General features: G+C 62.7%; 24 protein-coding genes. 17 read left to right on the plus strand and 7 right to left on the minus strand.

Going from position 1 to position 23,888, the window contains the following annotated elements; all coding sequences use genetic code 11:
- Window positions 1–1,629 (minus strand): tetratricopeptide repeat-containing response regulator, encoded by a 1,629-nt coding sequence (locus tag ACODSZ_RS08680; RefSeq protein WP_175342633.1) that lies wholly within the window; start codon window positions 1,627–1,629, stop codon window positions 1–3.
- A 410-nt stretch (window positions 1,630–2,039) separates the two neighbouring features.
- Here ACODSZ_RS08680 and recA point away from each other — a divergent pair, with 410 nt between their 5' ends.
- The 6 genes from recA to ACODSZ_RS08710 all read left to right on the plus strand — a co-directional run bounded on the left by recA (window position 2,040) and on the right by ACODSZ_RS08710 (window position 7,923).
- A complete protein-coding gene (gene recA, locus ACODSZ_RS08685; RefSeq protein WP_008325554.1) occupies window positions 2,040–3,089 on the plus strand; it encodes a recombinase RecA in 1,050 nt (349 codons plus the stop codon).
- A 147-nt stretch (window positions 3,090–3,236) separates the two neighbouring features.
- Window positions 3,237–3,701: a recombination regulator RecX gene (recX, locus tag ACODSZ_RS08690; protein WP_008325556.1), complete on the plus strand. Its 465-nt coding sequence runs from the start codon at window positions 3,237–3,239 to the stop codon at window positions 3,699–3,701.
- Between the two features lie 516 nt (window positions 3,702–4,217).
- Window positions 4,218–5,378, plus strand: a complete 1,161-nt coding sequence (gene sucC / locus ACODSZ_RS08695; RefSeq protein WP_008325557.1) for an ADP-forming succinate--CoA ligase subunit beta — start codon at window positions 4,218–4,220, stop codon at window positions 5,376–5,378.
- 100 nt (window positions 5,379–5,478) lie between these two features.
- Complete coding sequence (sucD, locus tag ACODSZ_RS08700) at window positions 5,479–6,360, plus strand: succinate--CoA ligase subunit alpha (RefSeq protein ID WP_008325558.1); 882 nt, start codon at window positions 5,479–5,481, stop codon at window positions 6,358–6,360.
- A gap of 180 nt (window positions 6,361–6,540) precedes the next feature.
- Window positions 6,541–7,275, plus strand: a complete 735-nt coding sequence (locus ACODSZ_RS08705) for a TerC family protein (protein WP_175342634.1) — start codon at window positions 6,541–6,543, stop codon at window positions 7,273–7,275.
- Window positions 7,276–7,416: 141 nt separating this feature from the next.
- A complete protein-coding gene (locus ACODSZ_RS08710) occupies window positions 7,417–7,923 on the plus strand; it encodes a pilin (RefSeq protein WP_008325560.1) in 507 nt (168 codons plus the stop codon).
- Window positions 7,924–8,015: 92 nt separating this feature from the next.
- Here ACODSZ_RS08710 and moaC read toward each other — a convergent pair whose 3' ends face one another.
- Window positions 8,016–8,522 carry a cyclic pyranopterin monophosphate synthase MoaC gene (gene moaC / locus ACODSZ_RS08715; RefSeq protein ID WP_175342635.1) on the minus strand — a complete coding sequence of 169 codons (507 nt, stop codon included), beginning with the start codon at window positions 8,520–8,522 and terminating at the stop codon, window positions 8,016–8,018.
- Window positions 8,523–8,629: 107 nt separating this feature from the next.
- Between moaC and ACODSZ_RS08720 the strand changes: the two genes are divergently transcribed.
- Entirely contained in the window at window positions 8,630–10,177 is a 1,548-nt protein-coding gene (locus ACODSZ_RS08720; protein WP_008325562.1) for a M48 family metalloprotease, read from the plus strand.
- A gap of 15 nt (window positions 10,178–10,192) precedes the next feature.
- Here the strand turns inward: ACODSZ_RS08720 and ACODSZ_RS08725 are convergent, their stop codons facing one another.
- From ACODSZ_RS08725 to ACODSZ_RS08745, 5 genes are all read right to left on the minus strand, one after another.
- Window positions 10,193–10,798: a DUF2946 family protein gene (locus ACODSZ_RS08725; protein ID WP_488927408.1), complete on the minus strand. Its 606-nt coding sequence runs from the start codon at window positions 10,796–10,798 to the stop codon at window positions 10,193–10,195.
- The gene (locus ACODSZ_RS08730) at window positions 10,791–11,783 is read right to left on the minus strand and encodes a YheT family hydrolase (protein WP_175342637.1); all 993 of its coding nucleotides are present in this window, start codon (window positions 11,781–11,783) and stop codon (window positions 10,791–10,793) included. Before ACODSZ_RS08730 ends, ACODSZ_RS08725 begins: the two co-directional genes overlap by 8 nt.
- A gap of 58 nt (window positions 11,784–11,841) precedes the next feature.
- Window positions 11,842–12,276 (minus strand): YybH family protein, encoded by a 435-nt coding sequence (locus ACODSZ_RS08735; RefSeq protein ID WP_488927409.1) that lies wholly within the window; start codon window positions 12,274–12,276, stop codon window positions 11,842–11,844.
- 68 nt (window positions 12,277–12,344) lie between these two features.
- Window positions 12,345–12,545: a zinc-finger domain-containing protein gene (locus ACODSZ_RS08740; RefSeq protein WP_008325571.1), complete on the minus strand. Its 201-nt coding sequence runs from the start codon at window positions 12,543–12,545 to the stop codon at window positions 12,345–12,347.
- A gap of 65 nt (window positions 12,546–12,610) precedes the next feature.
- On the minus strand, window positions 12,611–13,531 hold the full coding sequence (locus tag ACODSZ_RS08745) for a branched-chain amino acid transaminase (RefSeq protein WP_488927410.1): 921 nt from the start codon (window positions 13,529–13,531) through the stop codon (window positions 12,611–12,613).
- 202 nt (window positions 13,532–13,733) lie between these two features.
- Between ACODSZ_RS08745 and ACODSZ_RS08750 the strand changes: the two genes are divergently transcribed.
- From ACODSZ_RS08750 to ACODSZ_RS08795, 10 genes are all read left to right on the plus strand, one after another.
- The gene (locus ACODSZ_RS08750; protein WP_488927411.1) at window positions 13,734–14,528 is read left to right on the plus strand and encodes an AzlC family ABC transporter permease; all 795 of its coding nucleotides are present in this window, start codon (window positions 13,734–13,736) and stop codon (window positions 14,526–14,528) included.
- Window positions 14,525–14,848 carry an AzlD domain-containing protein gene (locus ACODSZ_RS08755; RefSeq protein WP_175342640.1) on the plus strand — a complete coding sequence of 108 codons (324 nt, stop codon included), beginning with the start codon at window positions 14,525–14,527 and terminating at the stop codon, window positions 14,846–14,848. The genes ACODSZ_RS08750 and ACODSZ_RS08755 overlap by 4 nt, the downstream gene beginning before the upstream one ends.
- Window positions 14,849–14,970: 122 nt before the next feature.
- Window positions 14,971–16,161: a phosphoglycerate kinase gene (locus ACODSZ_RS08760; RefSeq protein ID WP_008325576.1), complete on the plus strand. Its 1,191-nt coding sequence runs from the start codon at window positions 14,971–14,973 to the stop codon at window positions 16,159–16,161.
- A gap of 189 nt (window positions 16,162–16,350) precedes the next feature.
- Entirely contained in the window at window positions 16,351–17,784 is a 1,434-nt protein-coding gene (gene pyk / locus ACODSZ_RS08765; RefSeq protein ID WP_008325578.1) for a pyruvate kinase, read from the plus strand.
- 26 nt (window positions 17,785–17,810) lie between these two features.
- Window positions 17,811–18,875, plus strand: coding sequence for a class II fructose-bisphosphate aldolase (gene fba, locus ACODSZ_RS08770; RefSeq protein ID WP_006461735.1), 1,065 nt, complete (start codon window positions 17,811–17,813; stop codon window positions 18,873–18,875).
- Window positions 18,876–18,976: 101 nt separating this feature from the next.
- On the plus strand, window positions 18,977–19,873 hold the full coding sequence (locus ACODSZ_RS08775; protein WP_175342642.1) for a phosphoribosylaminoimidazolesuccinocarboxamide synthase: 897 nt from the start codon (window positions 18,977–18,979) through the stop codon (window positions 19,871–19,873).
- 11 nt (window positions 19,874–19,884) lie between these two features.
- Entirely contained in the window at window positions 19,885–20,382 is a 498-nt protein-coding gene (gene purE / locus ACODSZ_RS08780; RefSeq protein ID WP_008325593.1) for a 5-(carboxyamino)imidazole ribonucleotide mutase, read from the plus strand.
- Entirely contained in the window at window positions 20,379–21,584 is a 1,206-nt protein-coding gene (locus ACODSZ_RS08785) for a 5-(carboxyamino)imidazole ribonucleotide synthase (protein WP_488927412.1), read from the plus strand. Before purE ends, ACODSZ_RS08785 begins: the two co-directional genes overlap by 4 nt.
- A 12-nt stretch (window positions 21,585–21,596) precedes the next feature.
- Window positions 21,597–22,652, plus strand: coding sequence for an L-threonylcarbamoyladenylate synthase (locus tag ACODSZ_RS08790; protein ID WP_175342644.1), 1,056 nt, complete (start codon window positions 21,597–21,599; stop codon window positions 22,650–22,652).
- 415 nt (window positions 22,653–23,067) lie between these two features.
- On the plus strand, window positions 23,068–23,805 hold the full coding sequence (locus ACODSZ_RS08795; RefSeq protein ID WP_241821824.1) for an OmpW/AlkL family protein: 738 nt from the start codon (window positions 23,068–23,070) through the stop codon (window positions 23,803–23,805).
- Window positions 23,806–23,888: the final 83 nt, after the last annotated feature.

Consider the following 23,888-nt stretch of genomic DNA (forward strand, 5'->3'; position numbering starts at 1 on the left):
TCAGCTCTTCGGGGCTACTTTGGTCAGGGTGTCGCGCAGGAACTTGTGCATCTTGGCGACTCTATCGTTGCCGGGAATCAGACGGTCCAGGGTGGCCAGGTAGCGGCGCACGCGCTTGACATAGTCTTCGTTCCAGCCGCGCTGGCTCATCCAGAGCAGGTGCAACTGGGCCGAGGCCAGCAGCACGCCGGTATTCTCGGGCATGCTGGCCAGCGCTTGCTCCAGCTTGGCCAGCGACTCGTCGGGCTTGGCGCTGCGCATCAAGGCATTGGCTTCGGCGATGATGCTCATGCACTGCTTGACGGCACCGTCGATGAGCTCCTCGGCCAGGTTGGCGCGACCGGTATCGGCCAGCACCTTGCGCGCCAGCATCTGCAGGGTCTTGTTCTCGTGGTCGGACTTGACTGCCTCGGCGATCAGCTTGGCGCCTTCCTCGTCCTTGCCCATCGAGAAGGCGGCCTTGGCCAGGGCCAGGGTGGCGGTATCCGAGGCTTCCTTGCCGGCGGCCTGGCGGGCCGTCTCGAAGGCCTGCTGGGCCGAAATGGTATCGCCCAACTGAACGTAGGCCTGGGCTTGCACTGCGGCCTGGGCGGAGACGAAGATGTTGGATTCCTCGTAGCGACGTGGCGCGCTTTCCAGCAGACGCAGGGCGGCATCGGGATCGCCGCTGTCGATGTGAACCTGGGCCAGCGAGAGCAGGTCGGTCGGCTGTGCCGTGAGCGAACCCTTGGTGTGCTTGAGGACGCGGTCATAGGCTTCGCGCGCCTGATCCAGGTGGCCGCTGCGGTAGGCCACGTCGCCTACCAGCCGACTGCGGCGCGCCGAGGGAATGATCTCGGAGGACTTGGTCAGCGCCTCCAGCGCGCCTTCCTGGTTGCCCTGGGCTTCGTCGATCTGCGCCAGCAGGTCGTAGGCGGCGATGAACTGCTTGTTCTGCGCCAGCACGTCCTCCACGATCACGCGCGCATCATCCATCTGGCCGGCCACGATATTGCAGCGGGCCAGTCCGATCTTGGCCCACACCAGGTCGTCGCGCATGGCCAGGGCCTGCTTGTAGACCTCGCGCGCCTCGTCGATGCGGCGCTGCTCGATCAAGAGCGTGCCCTTGGTCTTCATGATTTCCACGATCCACTTGGGCGCAGCCTTGAGCACGCTGTCGCATTCGAGGATGGCACCGGCGAAGTCCTTGCGCTTCATCTTCTCGGTCACCGGCAGCATGGCGTGCTGCTTTTCCAGCAGGCGGTCCACGCGCTCGGCGATGCGGCTGGCCGTCAGCGGCTTCAACATGTAGGCGTCGGGCTGGAACTCGGCTGCGCTGGCTACCAGGTTGTAGCCGCTCTCGGCGGTCACCATGATGAACATGCAGGTCGGCGAGAGCATGTTCTGCGTACGGAAGAACTCCAGCAGCTGCTGGCCGTTGCTTTCCTTGTTGAGGTTGTAGTCGCAGATGATCAGGTCATAGGTACCGGATTGCACGAAGCGGATCGCTTCGTCGGGCGTGGCGGCCTGGTCGACCTTGGTCACGCCAAGCTGCCCGAGGTGCATGCGGATGTTCTGGCGCATCGTCGGCATGTCGTCGATGACCAGGCAGCGCAGGGCGCTGATATGGCTGAAAGGCACTAAACTCATGAGAACGTTCTGTAAAGCGATCTGTGAGACGATCTGTTCGGGATTGCGGAAAGCCGGGGCAGCATGATTGCCGCAGCGCAATATCGTGCACGATGACGACGATTGCATGCCAGTTGACCTCGGCTGACCAATTATTCCTACCAATGCGCGAGTGTGCCGCTTTTTTTCCTTCCACGCATCATTCCTCTGCGATTTATGAAGTTTTTGGCTGGGCGGGCTCTCGTATAATTGTGGTTTTCGCCTCGGGATGAATCGAGAGCCGAGAAAAAGGCTTGCACCGGGCACTGTTTTTTTATACAGTATCGCTCTATCGGGGCGGTCATCCACTGTCGCCGAGCAACATCAGCAAGACCTATCAGCAAGACCTCCCCCTGACACCCGTCTTCACGACATTTTGCCGAGAGAGATTTATGGACGACAAAAAAGCTGCGAACAACTCTGAAAAGAGCAAGGCGCTGGCCGCCGCGTTGGCACAGATTGAAAAGCAGTTTGGCAAGGGCTCGGTGATGCGCATGGAAGACGGCGTCATCGCCGAGGAAATCCAGGCCGTTTCCACCGGCTCCCTGGGCCTGGACATCGCCCTGGGCATCGGTGGCCTGCCGCGTGGCCGGGTCATCGAGATCTACGGTCCGGAATCCTCCGGCAAGACCACCCTGACCCTGCAGTCGATCGCCGAGATGCAGAAGCTGGGCGGTACCTGCGCCTTCATCGACGCCGAGCACGCCCTCGACGTCACCTACGCCCAAAAGCTGGGCGTGAACCTGAACGACCTGCTGATTTCGCAGCCAGATACCGGCGAACAGGCCCTGGAAATCTGCGACGCCCTGGTGCGTTCGGGTGCCGTGGACCTGATCGTGGTCGACTCCGTGGCCGCGCTGACCCCCAAGGCTGAAATCGAAGGCGACATGGGCGATTCCCTGCCCGGCCTGCAAGCCCGCCTGATGTCGCAGGCGCTGCGCAAGCTGACCGGTAGCATCAACCGTACCAACACCACTGTCATCTTCATCAACCAGATCCGCATGAAGATCGGCGTCATGTTCGGCAACCCGGAAACCACCACCGGCGGCAATGCGCTGAAGTTCTACGCCTCCGTGCGCCTGGATATCCGCCGCACCGGGTCGATCAAGTCGGGTGACGAAGTCATCGGCAGCGAAACCAAGGTCAAGGTCGTCAAGAACAAGGTCGCGCCGCCGTTCCGCGAAGCCCACTTCGACATCCTGTATGGCGAAGGCACTTCCCGCGAAGGCGAAATTCTGGACCTGGGTTCCGAGCACAAGGTGGTCGAGAAGTCCGGCGCCTGGTACAGCTATAACGGCGAACGTATCGGCCAGGGCAAGGACAACGCCCGCAACTATCTCAAGGAACATCCGGAACTGGCCCGCGAAATCGAGAACAAGGTCCGCGTCGCCCTGGGCGTGCCGGAACTGGCCGGTGGCGAAGCGGAAGCCAAGGCTTCCTGAGTCCCCGCCTAAAGGATTCAAGCGCTATCGCGGCGACAGGGTTTGCCTGAGCCTTGGAGGCCGTGATGGTGCTTGTTGATCTCTCTGTGCCGCGCCGTGTTGGCGGTCTCGGAGAGAGGCAATACCGCAGTACTGCAAGTTCGCAACATGCCAAGACCCCCGATCAGCCTGAAAGCACGGGCGCTCAAATATCTCTCTTCACGTGAGCATAGTCGCCTGGAACTTGCGCGTAAGCTTGCCCCTTACGCGCAAGAGGGCGATGACATCGAAGCCCTCCTGCAATGGCTGGAGCAATCCCGTTTTCTCTCCCAGGAACGTTTTTCCGAATCGCTGGTGCATCGTCGCTCGGCGCGTTACGGCAATCAGCGCATCTTTTCCGAGCTTCATGGTCACGGCATCGAAGGTGAAGCCATTGCCGAATTGAAGGCCGACCTGGCGGCAGGCGAGGGCGAGCGTGCCGCGCAGGTGTTGCGCCGCAAGTATGACGCCCCCCCAGCGGATGCCGAAACCCGGGCGAAACAGATGCGTTTCCTGCAGCAGCGCGGCTTTTCCCATCGCAGCATCCGCGAAGCCTTCCAGAAGGCCTGGGCGGATGATGAAGACGCCCTCTGACAGCGCCAATAGCAGGATAGACCTGCTCGGTACAGCTTTCCCGTTGTTCTCACAAAATCCGCCAGGACAGCCCGTCCTGATCCCGTGACATGGTAATCCAGCGGCTTTGCAGTTGCTGATAGCGCTACCAGCCAACAGGCTGCGTGGCGTGTGCTAGAATTCGGAAGTTTTTGCTGCGGCGCGCAAGCCTGAGGAGATACTGCATGTTGCCGGTTCGTTAAAACGGCGCAACGGTGCAAGGCCCACGTCAGGAGCAGGAATGGATAATGCGAACGCTTCGGCGCAAGCTGGCGCGTTTCGAATATCAGACCAACTAAAGCAGACGGCATGAACATGCCCAATTCTACGAATTCACTCGCAACCCGCGCAGCTCACGCCTGCGCCCGACTCCATCCGGCAACGGATGCGACCCCCGCCTGCGGGTTGCAGTCTGCTTTCTGGTCGGCCGGCATGATGCCGGCTACCGAATTTCAATCCGGCAAGTTTCATTCATTCAGTGTCTAAAGGGAAGCTCCCATGAAAATCCATGAGTATCAGGGTAAAGAAATCCTGCGCCAGTTCGGCGTAACCGTGCCGCGCGGCATTCCTTGCATGTCGGTCGACGAAGTCGAAGCGGCAGCCCAGAAGCTCGGCGGCCCGGTGTGGGTCGTCAAGGCCCAGATCCATGCAGGCGGTCGCGGCAAGGGCGGTGGCGTGAAGGTGGCCAAGTCCATCGAGCAGGTCAAGGAATACGCCAACCAGATCATGGGCATGCAGCTGATCACCCACCAGACTGGCCCTGAAGGCCAGAAGGTCCGTCGCCTGCTGATCGAAGAAGGCGCTGACATCAAGAAGGAACTGTACGTTTCCCTGGTGACCGACCGCGTTTCGCAAAAGGTTGTACTGATGGCCTCCAGCGAAGGCGGCATGGACATTGAAGAAGTCGCCCACAGCAACCCGGAAAAGATCCACAACGTCATCATCGATCCGATCGATGGCCTGACCGACGCGCAAGCCGACGACGTGGCCGCCAAGATCGGCGTGCCTGCCGAATCGATCCCGGCTGCTCGCCAGAACCTGCAAGGTCTGTACAAGGCTTACTGGGAAACCGACGCTTCCCTGGCTGAAATCAACCCCCTGATCCTGACCGGCGACGGCAAGGTCATCGCCCTGGACGCCAAGTTCAACTTCGACTCCAACGCCCTGTTCCGCCACCCGGAAATCGTCGCCTACCGCGATCTGGACGAAGAAGATCCGGCTGAAGTCGAAGCCTCCAAGTTCGATCTGGCCTACATCTCCCTGGACGGCAACATCGGCTGCCTGGTCAACGGCGCCGGCCTGGCCATGGCCACCATGGACACCATCAAGCTGTTCGGCGGCGAGCCGGCCAACTTCCTGGACGTGGGCGGCGGTGCCACCACCGAGAAGGTCACCGAAGCCTTCAAGATCATGCTGAAGAACCCCGAACTGAAGGCCATCCTGGTCAACATCTTCGGCGGCATCATGCGCTGTGACGTGATCGCCGAAGGCGTGATCGCGGCTTCCAAGGCCGTTTCGCTGAAGGTGCCCCTGGTGGTCCGCATGAAGGGCACCAACGAAGACCTGGGCAAGAAGCTGTTGGCCGATTCCGGTCTGCCGATCATCTCGGCCGATTCCATGGAAGAAGCCGCCCAAAAGGTCGTGGCAGCTGCCAAGTAAGTAACCCAACACGCAAGCCTGCGCGGCGCGAGCCGCCGGCTGCAAGCCATTGCAGCCCAGGCGCCGCCCGCGGCGCAGGCATCACAGTCAAGGAAGAGAAATGTCGATCCTCATCAACAAAGACACCAAGGTCATCACCCAAGGTATCACCGGCAAGACCGGCCAGTTCCACACCCGCATGTGCCGCGACTACGCGAACGGCAAGAATGCCTTCGTCGCAGGCGTGAACCCGAAGAAGGCCGGTGAAGACTTCGAAGGCATTCCCATCTATGCCAACGTCACCGAAGCCAAGAACGCCACCGGCGCCACCGTTTCCGTGATCTACGTGCCGCCCGCCGGCGCTGCTGCTGCCATCTGGGAAGCCGTTGAAGCCGAGCTGGACCTGGCCATCTGCATCACCGAAGGCATCCCCGTGCGCGACATGCTGGCCCTGAAGGACCGCATGGCCAAGGCCGGTTCCAAGACCCTGCTGCTGGGCCCGAACTGCCCCGGCCTGATCACCCCGGACGAAATCAAGATCGGCATCATGCCCGGCCACATCCACAAGAAGGGCCGCATCGGCGTGGTTTCCCGCTCGGGCACCCTGACCTATGAAGCCGTGGGCCAACTGACCGCCCTGGGCCTGGGCCAGTCCTCCGCCGTCGGTATCGGTGGCGACCCGATCAACGGTCTGAAGCACATCGACGTCATGAAGGCCTTCAACGACGATCCGGAAACCGATGCCGTCATCATGATCGGTGAAATCGGTGGTCCTGACGAAGCCAACGCTGCTCGTTGGATCAAGGACAACATGAAGAAGCCGGTGGTTGGCTTCATCGCCGGCGTGACCGCGCCCCCGGGCAAGCGTATGGGCCACGCAGGTGCCCTGATCTCCGGTGGTGCTGACACCGCCGAAGCCAAGCTGGCCATCATGGAAGAGTGCGGCATCAAGGTCACCCGCAACCCGTCCGAAATGGGCCGTCTGCTGAAGTCGGTGCTGTAATCGGCGTCTGGCTGAACCAGCCACAGCAGCAAGATCAGTACCCGCAAGACCAGCATGGGGAGCTCCGGCTCCCCATGTCATTTTTGGAGAGCTGTCCTAAAGGGCGGGCACTCATCGCGCACGGCGCGGTCATCCAGCCATGTGCCCGATCCGAGGCGCTGTTTTTCCAAGAGGACATACATGGAATTCCTGACCAACCTGAACTGGGTGGCAGTGGCACAGATCATCCTGATCGATATCCTGCTCGGCGGCGACAATGCCATCGTCATTGCGCTGGCCTGTCGCAACCTGCCCGACAAGCTGCGCATGAAGGGGATCGTCTGGGGTACCGTGGGCGCCATCGGCATCCGCATTGCGCTCATCGCCTTTGCCGTGACGATGCTGCAATTGCCTTTCCTGAAGCTGGTCGGCGGCGTCCTGTTGCTGTGGATCGGCATCAAGCTGCTCAATGAAGACGACGATCACGCCGACATCAACGGCAGTGACCGCCTGTGGGGTGCGGTCAAGACGGTGATCGTGGCGGACCTGGTGATGAGCCTGGACAACGTGATTGCCATCGCCAGTGCGGCCGAGCAAGCGGCGGGCGAGCACCAGTTGCTGCTGGTGGTGTTCGGCATTGTGGTCAGTATCCCCATCATCGTCTGGGGCAGCACCCTGGTATTGAAGCTGATGGAGAAATTCCCGGTCATCGTCACCCTCGGCGCGGCCTTGCTGGGCTACATCGCAGGTGGCATGATCTTCAGCGACGTGGCCGTGCAGGGCTGGCTCAAGGGCCTCATCGCCGACACCGAATTCGTGCTGCCGGGCGCAGCCGTCCACCTGAGTCTGCCGGGCCTGGTCGGCTCGCTGGGGGTGGTGCTGACCGGCCTCACGCTCAAGCGCAGGAAGCAGGAGCGGCAGGGGCCTGCCCTCTGATCCGCCCAAGCCCGCTCTCCCTGCTTGAGCCATATCAGCGCCATGGCCCCACAAACCTGATAGCTTTGCAATTTTTTCGCTAGTGCGCATGACCGGTGCTGCCGATACTGGCAACGCCCTTTTCTTTTTTACGAGGATCCCATGAAACCCGTCGTCACCCGTCGCCCCCAACAAGGCTTTACTTTGCTCGAACTGATGGTCACGCTGGCCATCATCGGCATTCTTGCGATGCTGGGCGCCTCGCAATATCAGGACTACATCGCCCGTGCGCGCGTTTCGGAAGGCTTCAACCTGGCCGAGCCCTACAAGCTGGCCGTGACCGAGCAGATCAGCTCCAACAATGGTGTCTTCACCGTGGCGCAACTGGGCCTGCCGGCCTTCACGGCGACCGACAACGTCAGCAAGATCGAGGTCTCTCCCATGGAAAAGCGTGGCGTGGGCGGCGTCATCACCATCACCTACGGCCCGCGCGTGGGTGACGGCGGCACCCTGACACTGACGCCCACCATCACCTCCGGCACGATTCAGTGGCAATGCGCAGCCAAGGATGTCAAGCAAGCCCCCACTCCGGAAGGCGCCACGCCCAACACCGGTTTCGTCGCCGGTACCCTGCCGGCCAAATTTGCACCGGCCAACTGTCGCGGTTGATTCGCAGGTGCACGCTGCGGATTCCGGCAAGAAAAAACGCGCCCTCGGGCGCGTTTGTCTTATCCACGGGAGCATCGGACCGCAGCCCCGGCTCAGGGCCGCGCCATGTTGATGTCACTCTTGCCGCCGCGCTTTTCGGTCACGCAGATATCGGTCATGACCATGCTCTTGTCGACCGCCTTGCTCATGTCATAGACCGTCAACAGTCCTACCTGGACGGCCGTCAGCGCTTCCATCTCCACCCCGGTCTTGCCGAAGGTTTCCACGCGCGCGGTACAGCGCACCGATGAGCTGGCCGCATCAGTCTCGAACTCCACCGACACATGCGTCAACGCCAGCGGATGGCACAGCGGGATCAGTTCACCGGTACGCTTGGCCGCCATGATGGCGGCGATGCGGGCGATGCCCAGGACGTCTCCCTTCTTGGCGGTGCCGGCTTCGATGATGGCCAGCGTGGCCGGCTGCATGCGGATCACGCCCGTGGCCAGGGCCACGCGGTGAGTCTCGTTCTTGCCGCCGACATCGACCATGTGCGCTTGTCCGCCCTGGTCGAAGTGAGTGAGGCCGCCGTTGGGCGCGGGTTCGCCGGATGTGCTCATGGTGATTTACTGAAGATGAAATGAAGGGAAAGGAGCGGGTATCATAGCAGGCAGCCCGCAGCGCACGCTGCCTCTCCTTTTTCCTGTCCGACATTGATGACTGGTCCATGCAGCGAACCGTGACTGATCCTTCCCGCCGACCCTTGCGTCGCCTGCTCATGCCTGCCGTGAGTGCCGCCTGTTTCTTGCTGCCCGCTGCCCCGTTGACGCTGCTGCCGCATCCCGGCGTGGCCCAGGGTTTGCCGACGCTGGGCGATACCGAACGGGAAGGGCTCTCGCCACTGATGGAGCGCAAGCTGGGCGAAGAGATCATGCGCGACATCCGCACCGATCGTGATTACGTCGACGACGGTCCGGTCTCGGAATACCTCAACAATTTCGGCCAGCACCTGGTCTCGATTCATCCTGAAGTGCGTGGCGAGGCGGGGTTCGACTTCCAGTTCTTCATGGTGCGTGATCCCATGCTCAATGCCTTCGCGCTGCCGGGCGGCTTCATCGGTGTCAACAGCGGGCTGCTGCTGGCGGCGCAGTCGGAGTCCGAACTGGCCGGTGTGATGTCGCACGAAATCGGCCACGTGGCCCAGCGCCACATCGCCCGCATGCTGGGCCAGCAGAAGCAGAATTCGATGATCCAGCTGGCCGCCATCGTGCTGGGCGCACTGGCCGGCGTGTCCAAGGCCGGGGGCGATGCCGCCATGGCGACCATGATGGGGGGCACCGGGCTGGCCGTGCAGCGCCAGCTCAACTTCAGCCGCGACGCCGAACGCGAAGCCGATCGCATCGGCCTGCAGATCATGCGCGACGGCGGTTTTGATCCGTCCGGCATGGTGACCTTCTTCGGTCGACTGCAAGCGGCCTCGCGCAACTACAGCGATGCCGTGCCGCCCTACCTGATGACGCACCCGCTGACCACCGAACGCATCGCCGACATCCAGGCCCGCATCCGCGAGCAGCGCTACAAGCAGCGGGTGGACAGCCCCGAATTCCAGCTGGCGCGCGCCCGTACCCAGGTCTTGCAGAATGACGGCGTACAGGGATTGCGCGACAACGTCGCCAAGTTCACCGACCAGGCCAAAGGCAATACCAAGCTCATGACGGCCGCCGCCAAGTACGGACTGGCCTACGCCTACTATCGCCAGAACCGTTTCGAGCAGGCCGAGACGGCCTTGAAGGAGGCGCAGGAGGCAGCCGTTCCGATGAAGACCGGCATCTTCTTCGGCAGTCTGGACATCGATATCAAGATCGCCCGCAAGCAGACCCAGCAGGCTCTGCAGGTGGCGGAGACCTTGCGCCAGCAGTTTCCCATCTCGCGCGCCATCGCGCGCCAGTATGCCGATGCCCTGATCGCCGCCAGGCGCTATGACCAGGCCGTGGCCTACCTGCGCGACCAGGCACAGCTGTATCGCTCGGACGCCCAGGTGCAGGAGTTGCTGGCCAAGGTCTACGCCGCCCAGGGCAAGCAGGCCTTGCAGCACCTGGCACTGGCGCAATCCTATGCGCTCAACGGCAGCCTGCTGGCCGCCATCGATCAGCTGGGAATTGCACGCAAGGCACCGGATGCGACCTTCTACGACCAGTCGCAGGTCGACGCCCTCGAGCGCGAATGGAAGGCGCGCTGGAAGGATGAGCAGAAAGATCTGAAAGAGCGCGGCTGAGCACCGGCCGGAAAGTCAGTACTGGCGGGGGTTGGCGACGAATCTGAAGGTTTCTTCCAGGTGGTCGCTGGTGATGCGTTGCAGCGCCAGTTCCTGTCCCTTCCAGATGAAGGAAAGTGTCAAATCGTCGCTGCCCTCCAGCCACCGCAGCAGGGCGTCTTCGTCGGCATGATCGGCCGGATGCAGACAGGGCAGCAAGCTGGCCAAGTCACGGTCATCGACCCCGGCAACGATCTGGTCACTGCGCAGATAGAGCCGTCCGCGCTCATCCATCCAGGCGGCATCGACCTGCTCCACCGCGCCCTGCGTATGCAGCAGCAGGGCGGGTGCATTCTGGTCCGCGCCCGGCTGGGTGCGCAGCAGATGCGGCATCCATTCCAGATCGACATAGACCCGCTGCGGCCCGTTCTGAAAATACCAGCGTCCCGTGTCGTCGGCGGCATAGTTGCGTTCGATGAAGGCCAGCAGGGCAGGGTGGCGAATCGGATCGCCGGCCAGCTTCAGTTGCTGCGCGCGTTCATCGCGCATGCGCCACTGGCCGCGCGCGTCCAGCCGCAGCCAGCCGAAGCAGCGCGGTACGTTGGGCCAGCGGGCCATGGCCTGGTGGACGATCTCATCCATGGGCCAGCTCCGGGCGGACGTCGAAGGCACTCTCGGCCCGGCCTTCGAGGAAATGCAGTAGTCGCTGCGGCAGCCACGCCAGGCTGCCCGGCGGCCCCCCTGCGGCAAAGCCGACATGTCCGCCCTGTTCGGGATATTCCAGCACCACTTCCGGCGCCGCCGAGCGTGGCAGATGGCGGGCCGGCAGGAAGGGATCGTTCTGCGCATTCAATACCAGCGTGGGCACGCTGATGTCGTGCAGGATGTGCTTGGCGCTGGCGCGGTCCCAGTAATCGTCGGTATTGCGATAGCCGTGCAGGGGCGCGGTGACCACGTTGTCGAAGGCATACAGATCGCGCGCCGACAGCAGGGCGTCGCGGTCGAACAGGCCCGGGAACTGCTCCAGCTTGGCCAGGCACTTGGGCCGCATGGTGCGCAGGAAAACCCAGGTATAGAGCCGGTTGAAGCCGCTGGCCAGGGCCGCGCCGCCACCGGCCAGATCCAGCGGGGCCGATACCGCGCAGGCGGCATCGACGATCTCGGCCTGGTGCTGCGATTCGCCCAGCCAGCGCAGCAGCGCATTGGCACCGAGCGACACACCGCAGGCGTACAGGTGGGTGGCGGCCAGGTCTTGCTGGCGCAGCTTGAGGCGACGGATGATCCAGTCCAGCTCGGCGCTATCGCCCGAGTGATAGAAGCGCGGTGCCAGGTTGATTTCACCCGAGCAGCCGCGAAAATGCGGAATTGCCCCATGCCAGCCACGCCGCTCCACCTCTGCCATGAGTGCGCGGCTGTAGTGGCTGTCGGACGAGCCTTCCAGCCCGTGGAACAGCAGCAGCAGCGGTCGTCCCGGCTGACCATCGACGAAATCGATGTCGATGAAGTCGCCATCCGGGGCTTCCCAGCGCTCGCGCCGGTAGGCCACCTGCGGCTTGGGCAGGAAGGTGGACGGATAGATGGTCTGGAGATGGCCGCCGGGAAGCCAGCGGGGTGGGACGTAAAGCATGATGCAGCCTTGCTCGGAATCGGATGGCGCAAGCGCCTGTGGATAAATCAGGCCGCCGTCAATGCAGCATGGCCCCGCTGATCACCGGCTCCAGCGGTGCCGTACCGGGGGCTACCGATGCGTGGTGCATCACCAGGCGCCAGCCCAGGGCGGTCTTGAGGTAGACATTGGTGGCGATGACGTGCACGTCGGGTTGCGGCTCGCCGCCGTGGTCGATGTCTTCCACCACGCTGTGCACGGCGGTCATCATGTTCTGGGTGGCGTGCAGCTGGCGCGGGCGGATATGCAGGCCGCCGTTGGAGAGGATGTCTTCCCACACGGCGCGGATGTCCGCATGGCCGACCAGGCGTTGTGCGCCGGGATGGATGCAGACGATTTCCTCATCATCGGCCCACAGGTCCATCAGCGCGTCCAGATCGGCGCGGGCCAGGGCGTCGTAGTAGGCAGCTTCGATTTCATCGGGCGAACCATGGATCAGTTTGTTGCGGGACATGAGAATCTCCGGATCAGATGAAAAGAGGGCCTTGTGGGCCCTCTCGTGTCTGGTGCGAAACCTGAATCTTAATGGCCTTTGACCACGGTGCCCGGTTTGAGCTGGTACTGGGTTCCGCAGTAAGGACATTTGGCCGCGCCGTGCGCGTCCAGTTCCAGGAACACGCGCGGGTGCGAGTTCCAGGCCGACATGCTGGGGTTGGGGCAATGGGCCGGGAGGTCCTTGCCTTCGAGCAGGATCACGCCCTGCGATGCTTGAGCTTGGCTCATGTTGTTCTCCGTTGCTTGCAATTGACTGAAGTTGATACGTGAAAACCCGCGCTGATCGGCCGCGCTTACACCAGCGTGAGCCAGTGCTTGTACTGCGGTGCCCGGCCCGAGACCACGTCGAAGAACAGGGTCTGCAGCTTCTCGGTGATGGGGCCGCGGGCGCCATTGCCGATGATGCGGCGATCCAGTTCGCGGATCGGCGTGACTTCGGCGGCGGTGCCGGTGAAGAAAGCTTCATCGGCGCAATACATTTCGTCGCGGGTGATGCGTTTCTCGATGACCTCGATGCCCAGGTCGCGCGCCATGGTCAGCACGGCGTCGCGGGTGATGCCATCCAGGCAGGAGGCCAGGTCGGGAGTATAGATCTTGCCGTTCTTGACGATGAAGACATTTTCACCCGAACCTTCCGAGACATAGCCGTCGGTATCCAGCAGCAGGGCTTCATCGTAGCCGTCGGCCAGCGCTTCCTGGTTGGCCAGGATGGAATTGATGTAGTAGCCGCTGGCCTTGGCGCGCACCAGCGAGACATTGACATGATGGCGGGTGAAGGAAGAGGTCTTCACGCGGATGCCCTTGTTGATGCCATCCTCGCCCAGGTAGGCACCCCACGGCCAGGCGGCGATGGCCACGTGGATCTGGTTGCCCTTGGCGGACACGCCCAGCTTTTCCGAGCCGATCCAGATCAAGGGGCGGATGTAGCAGGATTCCAGCTTGTTCTCGCGCACCACCTGGCATTGCGCCTCGGCCAGGGTGGCCTGGTCGAACGGAACTTCCATCTGGAAGATCTTGGCCGAGTTGAACAGGCGCTGGGTATGCTCCTTGAGGCGGAAGACGGCCGTGCCTTCCGGGGTCTTGTAGGCGCGCACGCCCTCGAAGACACCCATGCCGTAGTGCAGGGTGTGGGTCAGTACGTGGATGGTGGCGTCTCGCCAGTCGATCAGCGCGCCATCCTTCCAGATCTTGCCGTCGCGGTCAGCCATGGACATGGTGGTCTCCCTCTGTGCAGTGATTGCAGATTTCCTGAAATGGACCTCAGTTCGGTCATGAAGAACTGAGCAAAGAGCTCCATTCTAGCGGATTCACGCGAGTAAAAACTTTCATCTGTAGAATGAAAGTACTGAGCGAAAATGCACACATCACCGCGCGCCCCGACGCCGGTCGCGTCATCCATCCCGTCACGGAACAAGCATGCAGAAGGAGACAGGCGAGGACGATTCAGGAGCAGCGCCGCGCACCCACGCGCCCGATTCCGAAGCCGCCCGCCGCATCGAGAAGGAAGCTTTCCAGGAAGGCTGGCGCGCCAGTGCCTCGACCATTCCGGCCGTGCTGGCCTGGGGCATGGTCTCGGGCATGGCCATGGTCAAGTCGGGACTGACGATCTACCAGTCGCTGGGCATGAGCCTCCTGGTCTACGCCGGTTCGGCCCAGTTTGCCGCGCTGCCGCTGCTGGCGGCCGGGGTGCCGCTCTTGGTGGTGTTCTTCACGGCCATGATCGTCAACTTGCGCTTCGTGATCTTCTCGGCGGCGGTGGCGCCGCACTTCGAGCATCTGCCCTGGTATCGCCGGGTCTGGTACGGCTTCTTCAACGGCGATATCTCGATGGCCTTCTTTCCGCAGCGCTATCCTCCGTCTACGTTTCATCAACCCGCTGGCAAAGTCGGTTATTTTGCGGCGATCTGTTACCCCGGCTGGCTTGCCTGGCAATTGGGGGCGACCATCGGCATCCTGCTGGGCAGCCAGATTCCGGAAAGCTGGAACATCGGCTTTGCCGGCACCCTGGCCCTGATTGCGGTGATGATTCCGATGACCAGCAGTCTGCCGGCCCTGGCCGGCGTGGTGGTGTCGGGCTCAGTGGCGGTGCTGGCGCTGGGGCTGCCCTACCGGCTGGGCCTGTTGCTGGCCATGGTGCTGGGCATGGCGACGGCAATGCTGGTCGACAAATTGCTTCCCGGTAATGATGGCGATGTGGAGGCGGCAGCATGAATGAGTGGTATGTCTGGGGTGCCATCGTGCTGATGACCGTTTCCACCGTCATCACCCGCAGCGGTTTCTTCCTGTTCGGCCATGCGGTCAAGCTGCCACCTCGGCTCAAGCATGCGCTGAGCTATGCGCCGGCGGCCGCCATGGCGGCCATCATCTTCCCCGATCTGGTGACCACGGGCGGTGCCGTCGAGATCAGCCTGGCCAATCCCAAGTTGCTGGCCGGCATCGGTGCCGGCGCTTTCTTTGTGGCAACACGTCATCTTTTGGGAACTATTGTGGCAGGAATGTCACTCTTTACACTGTTGCGCTGGTTCTTGTGAAGTTTTGCGCAGACCCGCAGGCGCCGCTCCGGATGTTGTTCAGGCTGCCAAAAAGCCGTCAGGAGCGGGTCAGGCTGGAGTAAAATACGACGTTTTTCGCCCCCTTCTTCGAATTCCTACCTATGAAATTCAACCGACTGAGCGATCTGATTTCCGCTGGCCAATTGCAAGGCAAACGCGTCTTCATCCGTGCTGATCTGAACGTCCCGCAGGATGATGCCGGCAATATCACCGAAGATACGCGTATCCGCGCGTCGGTCCCGGCCATTCGCGAGGCCCAGCAGGCAGGTGCTGCAGTGATGGTGACCTCCCACCTGGGCCGTCCCACCGAAGGCGAGTTCAAGCCCGAGGATTCGCTGGCCCCGGTGGCCCGGCGTCTCTCCGAACTGCTGGGCAGTGAAGTCAAGCTGATCGCCAACTGGGTTGATGGCGTGGATGTGCAGCCGGGCCAGGTCGTGTTGCTGGAAAATTGCCGCCTGAACAAGGGCGAAAAGAAGAACAGCGACGAGCTGGCGCAAAAGATCGCCAAGCTCTGCGATATCTACGTCAACGATGCTTTCGGTACCGCACACCGTGCCGAAGCCACCACCTATGGTGTAGCCAGGTTTGCCCCCATCGCCTGCGCCGGCCCGCTGCTGGCCGCCGAGCTCGATGCCCTGGGCCAGGCACTGAATCAGCCGGCCCGTCCGCTGGTGGCCATCGTGGCCGGTTCCAAGGTCTCCACCAAGCTGACCATCCTGAAGACCCTGGCCGAGAAGGTCGACAACCTCATCGTCGGTGGCGGCATCGCCAACACCTTCATGCTGGCTGCCGGTTTGAAGATCGGCAAGTCGCTGGCCGAGCCTGACCTGGTGGATGACGCCAAGGCCATCATCGAGTTGATGGCCAAGCGCGGCGCTTCGGTGCCCATCCCCACCGACGTCGTGGTGGGCAAGGAATTCTCTCCGACCGCAGCGGCCACCGTGAAGGCGGCTAGCGACGTGGCCGACGACGACATGATCTTCGACATCGGCCCCGAAACTGCGGCCGCCCTGGCCGAGCAGCTGGGCCGCGCCGGCACCATCGTCTGGAACGGTCCGGTGGGCGTGTTCGAGTTTGACCAGTTCGGCCGTGGCACCGAGACCCTGGCCCGCGCCATCGCGGCTTCCCCGGGCTTCTCGATTGCCGGTGGTGGCGACACCCTGGCCGCCATTGCCAAGTACGACATCGCCGACAAGGTCGGCTACATCTCCACCGGCGGTGGCGCTTTCCTGGAATTCCTGGAAGGCAAGACCCTGCCGGCTGTCGAGATCCTGCTGCAACGCGCGCAGTAAGCATGACCGGCGCTGCGCCCTGTTGCCGGGCGCGGCGCCCGGCTGTTCCATCCGGATTCTGAGTCTGTAGCACCACCAATGATGAACGCGTCCGAGACGCGCGTTCGGGGCGGAAGCTCTCCGCCTGATCGGCCCTGCATCGGGCCGGGCAGCGGGCTTCTATCACCAAGTCGCAACCAGAAGGTATTCATGTCCAGAGCAACAAAAATCGTCGCCACCATCGGTCCCGCATCCAGCGACCGTGAAACCCTGACCCGCATGATCCGCGCCGGCGTTGACGTCGTGCGCCTCAATTTCTCGCACGGCAAGCCGCAGGACCACATCGACCGCGCTACCCTGGTGCGCGAAGTGGCCGACGAATGCGGCAAGAAGGTCGCCATCATGGCCGACCTGCAAGGTCCCAAGATCCGCGTGGGCAAGTTCGAGAATGGCAAGATCATGCTGGCCAACGGCGACAAGTTCATCCTCGATTCCGATTGCCAGATGGGCAATCAGGAACGCGTGGGCCTGGACTACAAGGCACTGCCGCGTGACCTGAAGGGCAACGACATCCTGCTGTTGAACGATGGCCTGATCGTGCTCAAGGTCGAGCGCGTGATCGGCAACGAGATTCACACCGTGGTCAAGATCGGCGGCGAGCTGTCCAACAACAAGGGCATCAACCGCCAGGGTGGCGGCCTGTCCGCACCGGCGCTGACGGCCAAGGACATGGACGACATCAAGACCGCCATGAGCTTCCAGGCTGATTACGTGGCCGTGTCCTTCCCCAAGAACGCCACCGACATGGAAATGGCGCGTCAGCTCTCCAACGTGGCCGGTGAGCCCTTCGGCCACAAGCCGATGATGATCGCCAAGATCGAGCGCGCCGAAGCCATCCCCCTGCTGCAGGAAATCCTGGATGCCTCCGACGGCATCATGGTGGCCCGTGGCGACCTGGCCGTGGAAGTGGGCAATGCCGCCGTGCCGGGCTTGCAGAAGCGCATGATCAAGATGGCGCGCGCCTCCAACAAGCTGACCATCACCGCGACCCAGATGATGGAGTCCATGATCGTCAACGCCGTGCCGACCCGCGCCGAAGTCTCCGACGTGGCCAACGCCGTGCTGGATGGTACCGATGCCGTCATGACTTCGGCCGAGACTGCCTCCGGCAAGTATCCGGTGGAAACCGTGGAAGCCATGTCGGCCATCTGCCTGGAAGCCGAGCGCTCCGAGAATGTGCAGCTGGATGCGGACTTCCTGAACCTGCGCTTTACCCGCGTGGACCAGTCCATTGCCTACGGCGCGCTGTTCACCGCGCACCACCTGCGCGTGAAGGCGATTGCCGCGCTCACCGAATCCGGTTCGACGGCGCTGTGGATGAGCCGTCACAACATCGATATCCCGATCTTCGCGATCACCCCCAATGTCGCCACGCGCCGCAAGGCGGCCCTGTTCCGCAATGTGCACACGCTGGAACTGGCCCAGGCGCCCGACACCGAAGCCATGTTGAAGGGCGCCCAGGATCTGCTGCTGGCGCAAGGCGTGGTGCAGAAGGGTGATCTCATCGTCGTGACCTGGGGCGAGCCCATCGGTCAGGTCGGCGGCACCAATGCGCTGAAGATCCTGCGCGTTGGCGAGTACTGATTTTTTCATCGTTCTGGAGTTTCATCATGCCTCTCGTATCCATGCGTCAATTGCTGGACCACGCCGCTGAAAACGGTTATGGCCTGCCGGCTTTCAACGTCAACAACCTGGAGCAGGTCACCGCCATCATGGAAGCCGCCAACGAAGTCGGCGCGCCCGTGATCATGCAGGCCTCCGCCGGTGCCCGCAAATATGCCGGTGAAGCCTTCCTGCGCCACCTGATCTCGGCGGCCGTGGAAGCCTATCCGCACATCCCGGTGGTGATGCACCAGGATCACGGCCAGTCGCCGGCCGTCTGCATGGCCGCCATCAAGTCCGGTTTCTCTTCGGTCATGATGGATGGTTCGCTGGAAGCCGACGGCAAGACCGTGGCCAGCTACGAGTACAACGTCGAAGTCTCGCGCAAGGTGGTGGAGTTCTCGCACGCCATCGGCGTGACCGTGGAAGCCGAACTGGGTGTGCTGGGTTCGCTGGAAACCATGAAGGGTGACAAGGAAGACGGCCACGGCGCCGACGGCACCATGACCCGCGAACAGCTGCTCACCGACGTGAACCAGGCTGCCGACTTCGTCAAGGCCACCCAGTGCGACGCGCTGGCCATTGCCATCGGTACTTCGCACGGTGCCTACAAGTTCTCGCGCAAGCCCACCGGCGACATCCTGGCGATTGATCGCATCAAGGAAATCCACGCCCGCATCCCCAACACCCACCTGGTGATGCACGGTTCTTCGTCGGTGCCGCAGGAACTGCTGGCCGAGATCCGCGAATTCGGCGGTGACATGAAGGAAACCTACGGCGTGCCCGTCGAAGAAATCCAGGAAGGTATCAAGCACGGCGTGCGCAAGATCAACATCGACACCGACATCCGTCTGGCCATGACCGGTGCGATCCGCCGCTACCTGTTCGAGAACCCGTCCAAGTTCGACCCGCGCGACTACCTCAAGCCCGCCCGCGAAGCCGCCAAGCTGGTCTGCAAGGCGCGTTTCCTGTCCTTCGGTTGCGAAGGCCAGGCTGGCAAGATCAAGCCGGTCTCGCTGGAAAAGATCGCCGAGAAGTACAAGAGCGGCGAACTGGCACAGATCGTCCAGTAAGCGCACAAGCGTTCATCGGCCTACGCCGGACGCAAGGCCCCACCGACCGGAATCGCCCTGAAAATGGCGATTCCGGTTTTTGACTTTACGAGAAGACCACCATGAGCAGTCTCTACAAATCCTCGATCACTTCCCTGCCGCTGTTGGGCACAGGCAAGGTCCGCGAAAACTATGCCGTCGGCGACGACAAGCTGTTGATCGTGACCACCGACCGCCTGTCGGCCTTCGACGTCATCATGAATGAACCGATCCCCGGCAAGGGCAAGGTCCTGAACCAGATGAGCGATTTCTGGTTCGACAAGCTGGGCCATATCGTGCCCAATCACCTGACCGGCGTCGATCCCGAGTCCGTGGTGAGCCCGGCCGAAGTGGAGCAGGTGCGCGGACGCGCCGTGGTGGCCAAGCGCTTGAAGCCGATCCTGGTGGAAGCCGTGGTGCGCGGCTACATCATCGGTTCCGGCTGGAAGGATTACCAGGCCACCGGTGCGATCTGCGGCATCAAGCTGCCGGCCGGTCTGCAACAGGCTTCCAAGCTGGAGCAGCCGATCTTCACCCCGGCCGCCAAGGCCGACCTGGGCGAACACGACGAAAACATCAGCTTTGAAGAAACCGAAAAGCGCATCGGCTCCGAGCTGGCCCACAAGATCCGCGACGTCGCCATCCAGCTCTACAAGGAAGCCGCTGACTATGCGGCCACGCGTGGCATCATCATCGCCGACACCAAGTTCGAATTCGGCCTGGATGACAATGGCGTGCTGCACCTGATGGATGAAGTGCTGACTGCGGACTCTTCGCGCTTCTGGCCGGCTGACAGTTACCAGGTGGGTATTTCGCCGCCGTCCTTCGACAAGCAATTCGTGCGCGACTACCTGGAAACCGTCGAGGGCTGGCAGAAGACCCCGCCTGCACCGGCGCTTCCGGCCGATGTGATCGAAAAGACCGGCGCCAAGTACCGCGAGGCGCTGGAACGCCTCACCGGCGAGAAGCTCAAGGACTGACGGGGGCGGATATGAACGATACTGTCAAACCGCTGATCGGCGTGGTCATGGGCTCGTCCTCGGACTGGGAGGTGATGCAGAATGCGGTCGCCATCCTGAAGGACTTTGGCGTGCCCTTCGAAGCCCAGGTGATTTCCGCACACCGCATGCCGGACCAGATGTTCGCCTACGCCGAGAGCGCCCGCGCGCGCGGGCTGCGCGCCATCATCGCCGGTGCCGGCGGTGCTGCGCACCTGCCGGGCATGATCGCGGCCAAGACCATCGTACCGGTGCTGGGTGTGCCCGTGCCCTCCAAGTACCTGCGTGGCGAGGATTCGCTGCTGTCCATCGTGCAGATGCCCAAGGGCATTCCGGTGGCCACCTATGCCATCGGTGAAGCCGGTGCCGCCAATGCGGCGCTCTCCGCCATCGCCATGCTGGCCACCACCGACGCGGCTCTGGCTGAAAAGCTGGAAGCCTTCCGCAAGACCCAGACGCAAGTCGCCCTCGACATGAAGTTGCCTGTATGACCCAGCAGTCCGCCTCCACCCTTCGTCCCGCCGTTCCCTCGACCACCCCGGCCACCTGGCTGGGCGTGATGGGCGGTGGCCAGCTCGGTCGCATGTTCGCCCACGCGGCGCAGAGCATGGGCTTCAAGGTCGCCGTGCTGGAAGCCGATGCCGACTGCCCGGCCGGGCAGGTGGCGGACCGCCTCATCAACGCCGCCTACGACGACGGTGCGGCGCTGGCGGAGTTGGGTGCGCTGTGTGCAGCGGTGACGACCGAGTTTGAAAATGTCTCGGCCAGGAGCCTGGCCACGCTGGCGGCGCAGACCTTCGTGGCACCGGCTGCGTCTGGTGTGTCGATTGCGCAGGACCGCACGGCCGAGAAGGCTTTCTTCACCGAATGCGGATCGCAGTCCGGCGTGCTGCCGGCACCGCACCTGGTGATCAATAGCGAGGCCGACATCGATGGCCTCGATGCCAACCTGCTGCCGGGCATCCTCAAGACGGCCCGCATGGGTTATGACGGCAAGGGCCAGGTACGCGTGCGTTCGGTGGAAGAAGTGCGCAGCGCCTTCGCCGCCATGAAGGGCGTGACCTGCGTGCTGGAGAAGATGCTGCCGCTGGCCTATGAAGTTTCGGTACTGGTGGCGCGCGGCCATGATGGTCAGGCCGTGGTCTATCCGATTGCCGAGAACGTGCATCGCGATGGCATCCTCTTCACCACCACCGTACCCGGCCCCAACATCAAGGCCGATGCCGCCGAGCGTGCGCAGCAGGCGGCTTTGCAGATCATCGGTGCGATGCAGTACGTGGGCGTGCTGTGCATCGAATTCTTCGTGCTGGAAGACGGCGCGCTGGTGGTCAACGAGATGGCCCCGCGTCCGCACAACAGCGGTCATTACACCATCGATGTCTGCGTCACCAGCCAGTTCGAACAACAGGCCCGCGCCATGGCGCGCCTGCCGCTGGGCGATACGCGCCAGCATTCGCCTTCGGTGATGCTCAACATCCTGGGTGATGTCTGGTACGAAGGCGAGGGCGATCAGCAGCGCGAGCCTGCCTGGGATCAGGTGCTGGCGCTGCCCGGTGCGCACCTGCACCTGTACGGCAAGGCCGAAGCGCGCCGTGGCCGCAAGATGGGCCATGTCACCTTCACCGGTGCCACCTTGGCTGATGCGCAGCGCCAGCTGGCAGCAGCCTGCGCCATCCTAGGCATCACGTTGTAAGCGAGGCGGGTGATGAACGACAAGCGCGCTTCTTCCACACCGGTCATCGATGCGGCAGCCATCATGTATGCCGCCCGCAAGCTGGAGCAGGGTGGCCTGGTGGCGTTCCCGACCGAGACCGTCTACGGCCTCGGTGGCGATGCCGAGAACCCGGCCGCGATTGCCGCCATCTATGCGGCCAAGGGACGACCGGCCAATCATCCGGTGATCGTGCACGTGTCGCCCGAAGCTGATATCGCTTACTGGGCCGCCTCGGTACCGGTGGAAGCGCGTCGCCTCATTGCCTCGTTCTGGCCGGGTCCGCTCACGCTCATTCTCAAGCGTGCGGCGCACATTCCCGATGCCGTGGCCGGTGGCCAGGATTCGGTGGGGGTGCGTTGCCCTTCGCATCCGGTGGCGCAGGCGCTGCTGCGGGAATTCCGCGGCGGCAAGGGCGGTATCGCCGGTCCCTCGGCCAACAAGTTCGGACATGTCAGCCCGACTACCGCCGAGCATGTGCGCGAGGAATTCGGCAACGATGCCCACAGCCTGGTGGATTACGTGCTCGATGGTGGGCAGAGTGAAGTGGGTATCGAGTCCACCATCGTCGATCTGTCCCGCATCGACACGCATGGTCCGGTGCTGCTGCGTCCTGGCCAGATCAGCGCCGACCGTATCGCTGCGGTACTGGGCGTTCCCCTGGCCACGCCCGATGCCACTGCACCGCGTGCTTCGGGGACGCTCGATGCTCATTACGCGCCGCATACGCCGGTGGTGCAGGCGGCGGTGAGCGAGCTCCCTGATCTGTTGCACAGGCTGGCTGGCATCGGCCAGAAGCTCGCCCTGATTCAACGCCAATTCCGTGGCGAAGAGCTGCCCGCAGTGATGGCCACCCGTACCATGCCCCAGAGCGCCGATGCCTATGCCCATGACCTCTACGCCGCGCTGCGTGACATGGATCATGCCGGGGCTGACCTGATCGTGGTGGAGTCCTTGCCGCCGGCTGCAGAATGGCAGGGCGTCAATGACCGCCTGCGGCGCGCCGCTTTTGATTCGCAGGGTGTGCTGGCGCGCCTGCTGGAGCGCTGAACCGCAACACCGCAGCACAGCGCACAGGCCATTGCACGCCACTAGCGCGACGGCGCTCGTATCGTGCTTGCAAAGCCCCCCGGTCTGGTCGCTGCAGTCCCTCCCTTGTCCGGCCCTATCCCGGTCTGCCGCTCTGGTACTGACTTTCGGGTCAGTACTCGGTTGCCAAAAGAAGACAAGCACGGTCGTGCTCTTCACATCTTCTATACAAACTGTGACAAAGCTGGCATAGTATCTCCACGAAATAGCACGTGCGTTCTTTTTGTTTCGTCAGCGTAAAAACGCGTATCCATCAGTTACGTGAACTTACGCAGAATAATGAAAAAACGGTAACCAGCCGTGAACCCAATCCCGTCAGACGCCAGACGTCGGGAATAAAAAATCCGGGCACTGCCCGCAACTCTTGGAGACAGCAATGCAAAAACAATTTTCCTTCCTGCCCAAAATCGCCGCCCTGTCCGTGATGGCGGCGTGCGCTGTACCGGCCATGGCGCAGACGGCGGGCAGCAATATCGTCAACCTGGGCTGGTTCCATCTGGCGCCGCAGGATTCCAGTGGTGGCCTGACCAAGCTCAATGGCCCCAGCGCCGGCAGCTTCCCGAACCGCACCTCTTCGGTCAGCGATGCCGATACGGTCGGCATCGCCTTCACGCACTTCTTCACCGACAACTTTGCCTTGACCGCAGACCTGGGGATTCCCCCGGAATTCAAGCTCAAGGGCACGGGCGACCTGCAAGCGCTGGGTGAACTGGGCAAGGCCAAGCAGTGGAGCCCGGCGATCGTCGCCAAGTACTACTTCGGTGGTGCCAATGATGCCTTCCGTCCCTTCGTGGGCGCGGGTGTGACCTATGTGTGGTATTCGGATGTGTCGCTGTCGCGCAGCTTCCAGAATTCCGCTTCGCTCAACAGCGGCGGCACGGCCACGGCCAGCCTGAGTTCCTCGTGGGCGCCGGTGCTCACGGGTGGTGCGACCTATGCCTTCAACGATCGCTGGTCTGCCAGCCTGTCGGTTTCCTACATCCCGCTCAAGACCGACGCGGACATCACCGCCCAACCGGCGGGCTCCCTGGCGGCACTGGGTGCACAGCGTTACAAGACAACCATCACGCTGGATCCGATCGTGACCTTCCTGTCGATCGGCTACAAGTTCTAAGTCGGCAACACGGCTGAAAAAATGGCGCCCGGAGCAATCCGGGCGCCATTTTCATTGATGCGACCGGCAACAGCGCCGGCCCT

The sequence above is a fragment of the Herbaspirillum sp. FG34 genome (genome assembly GCF_057809315.1).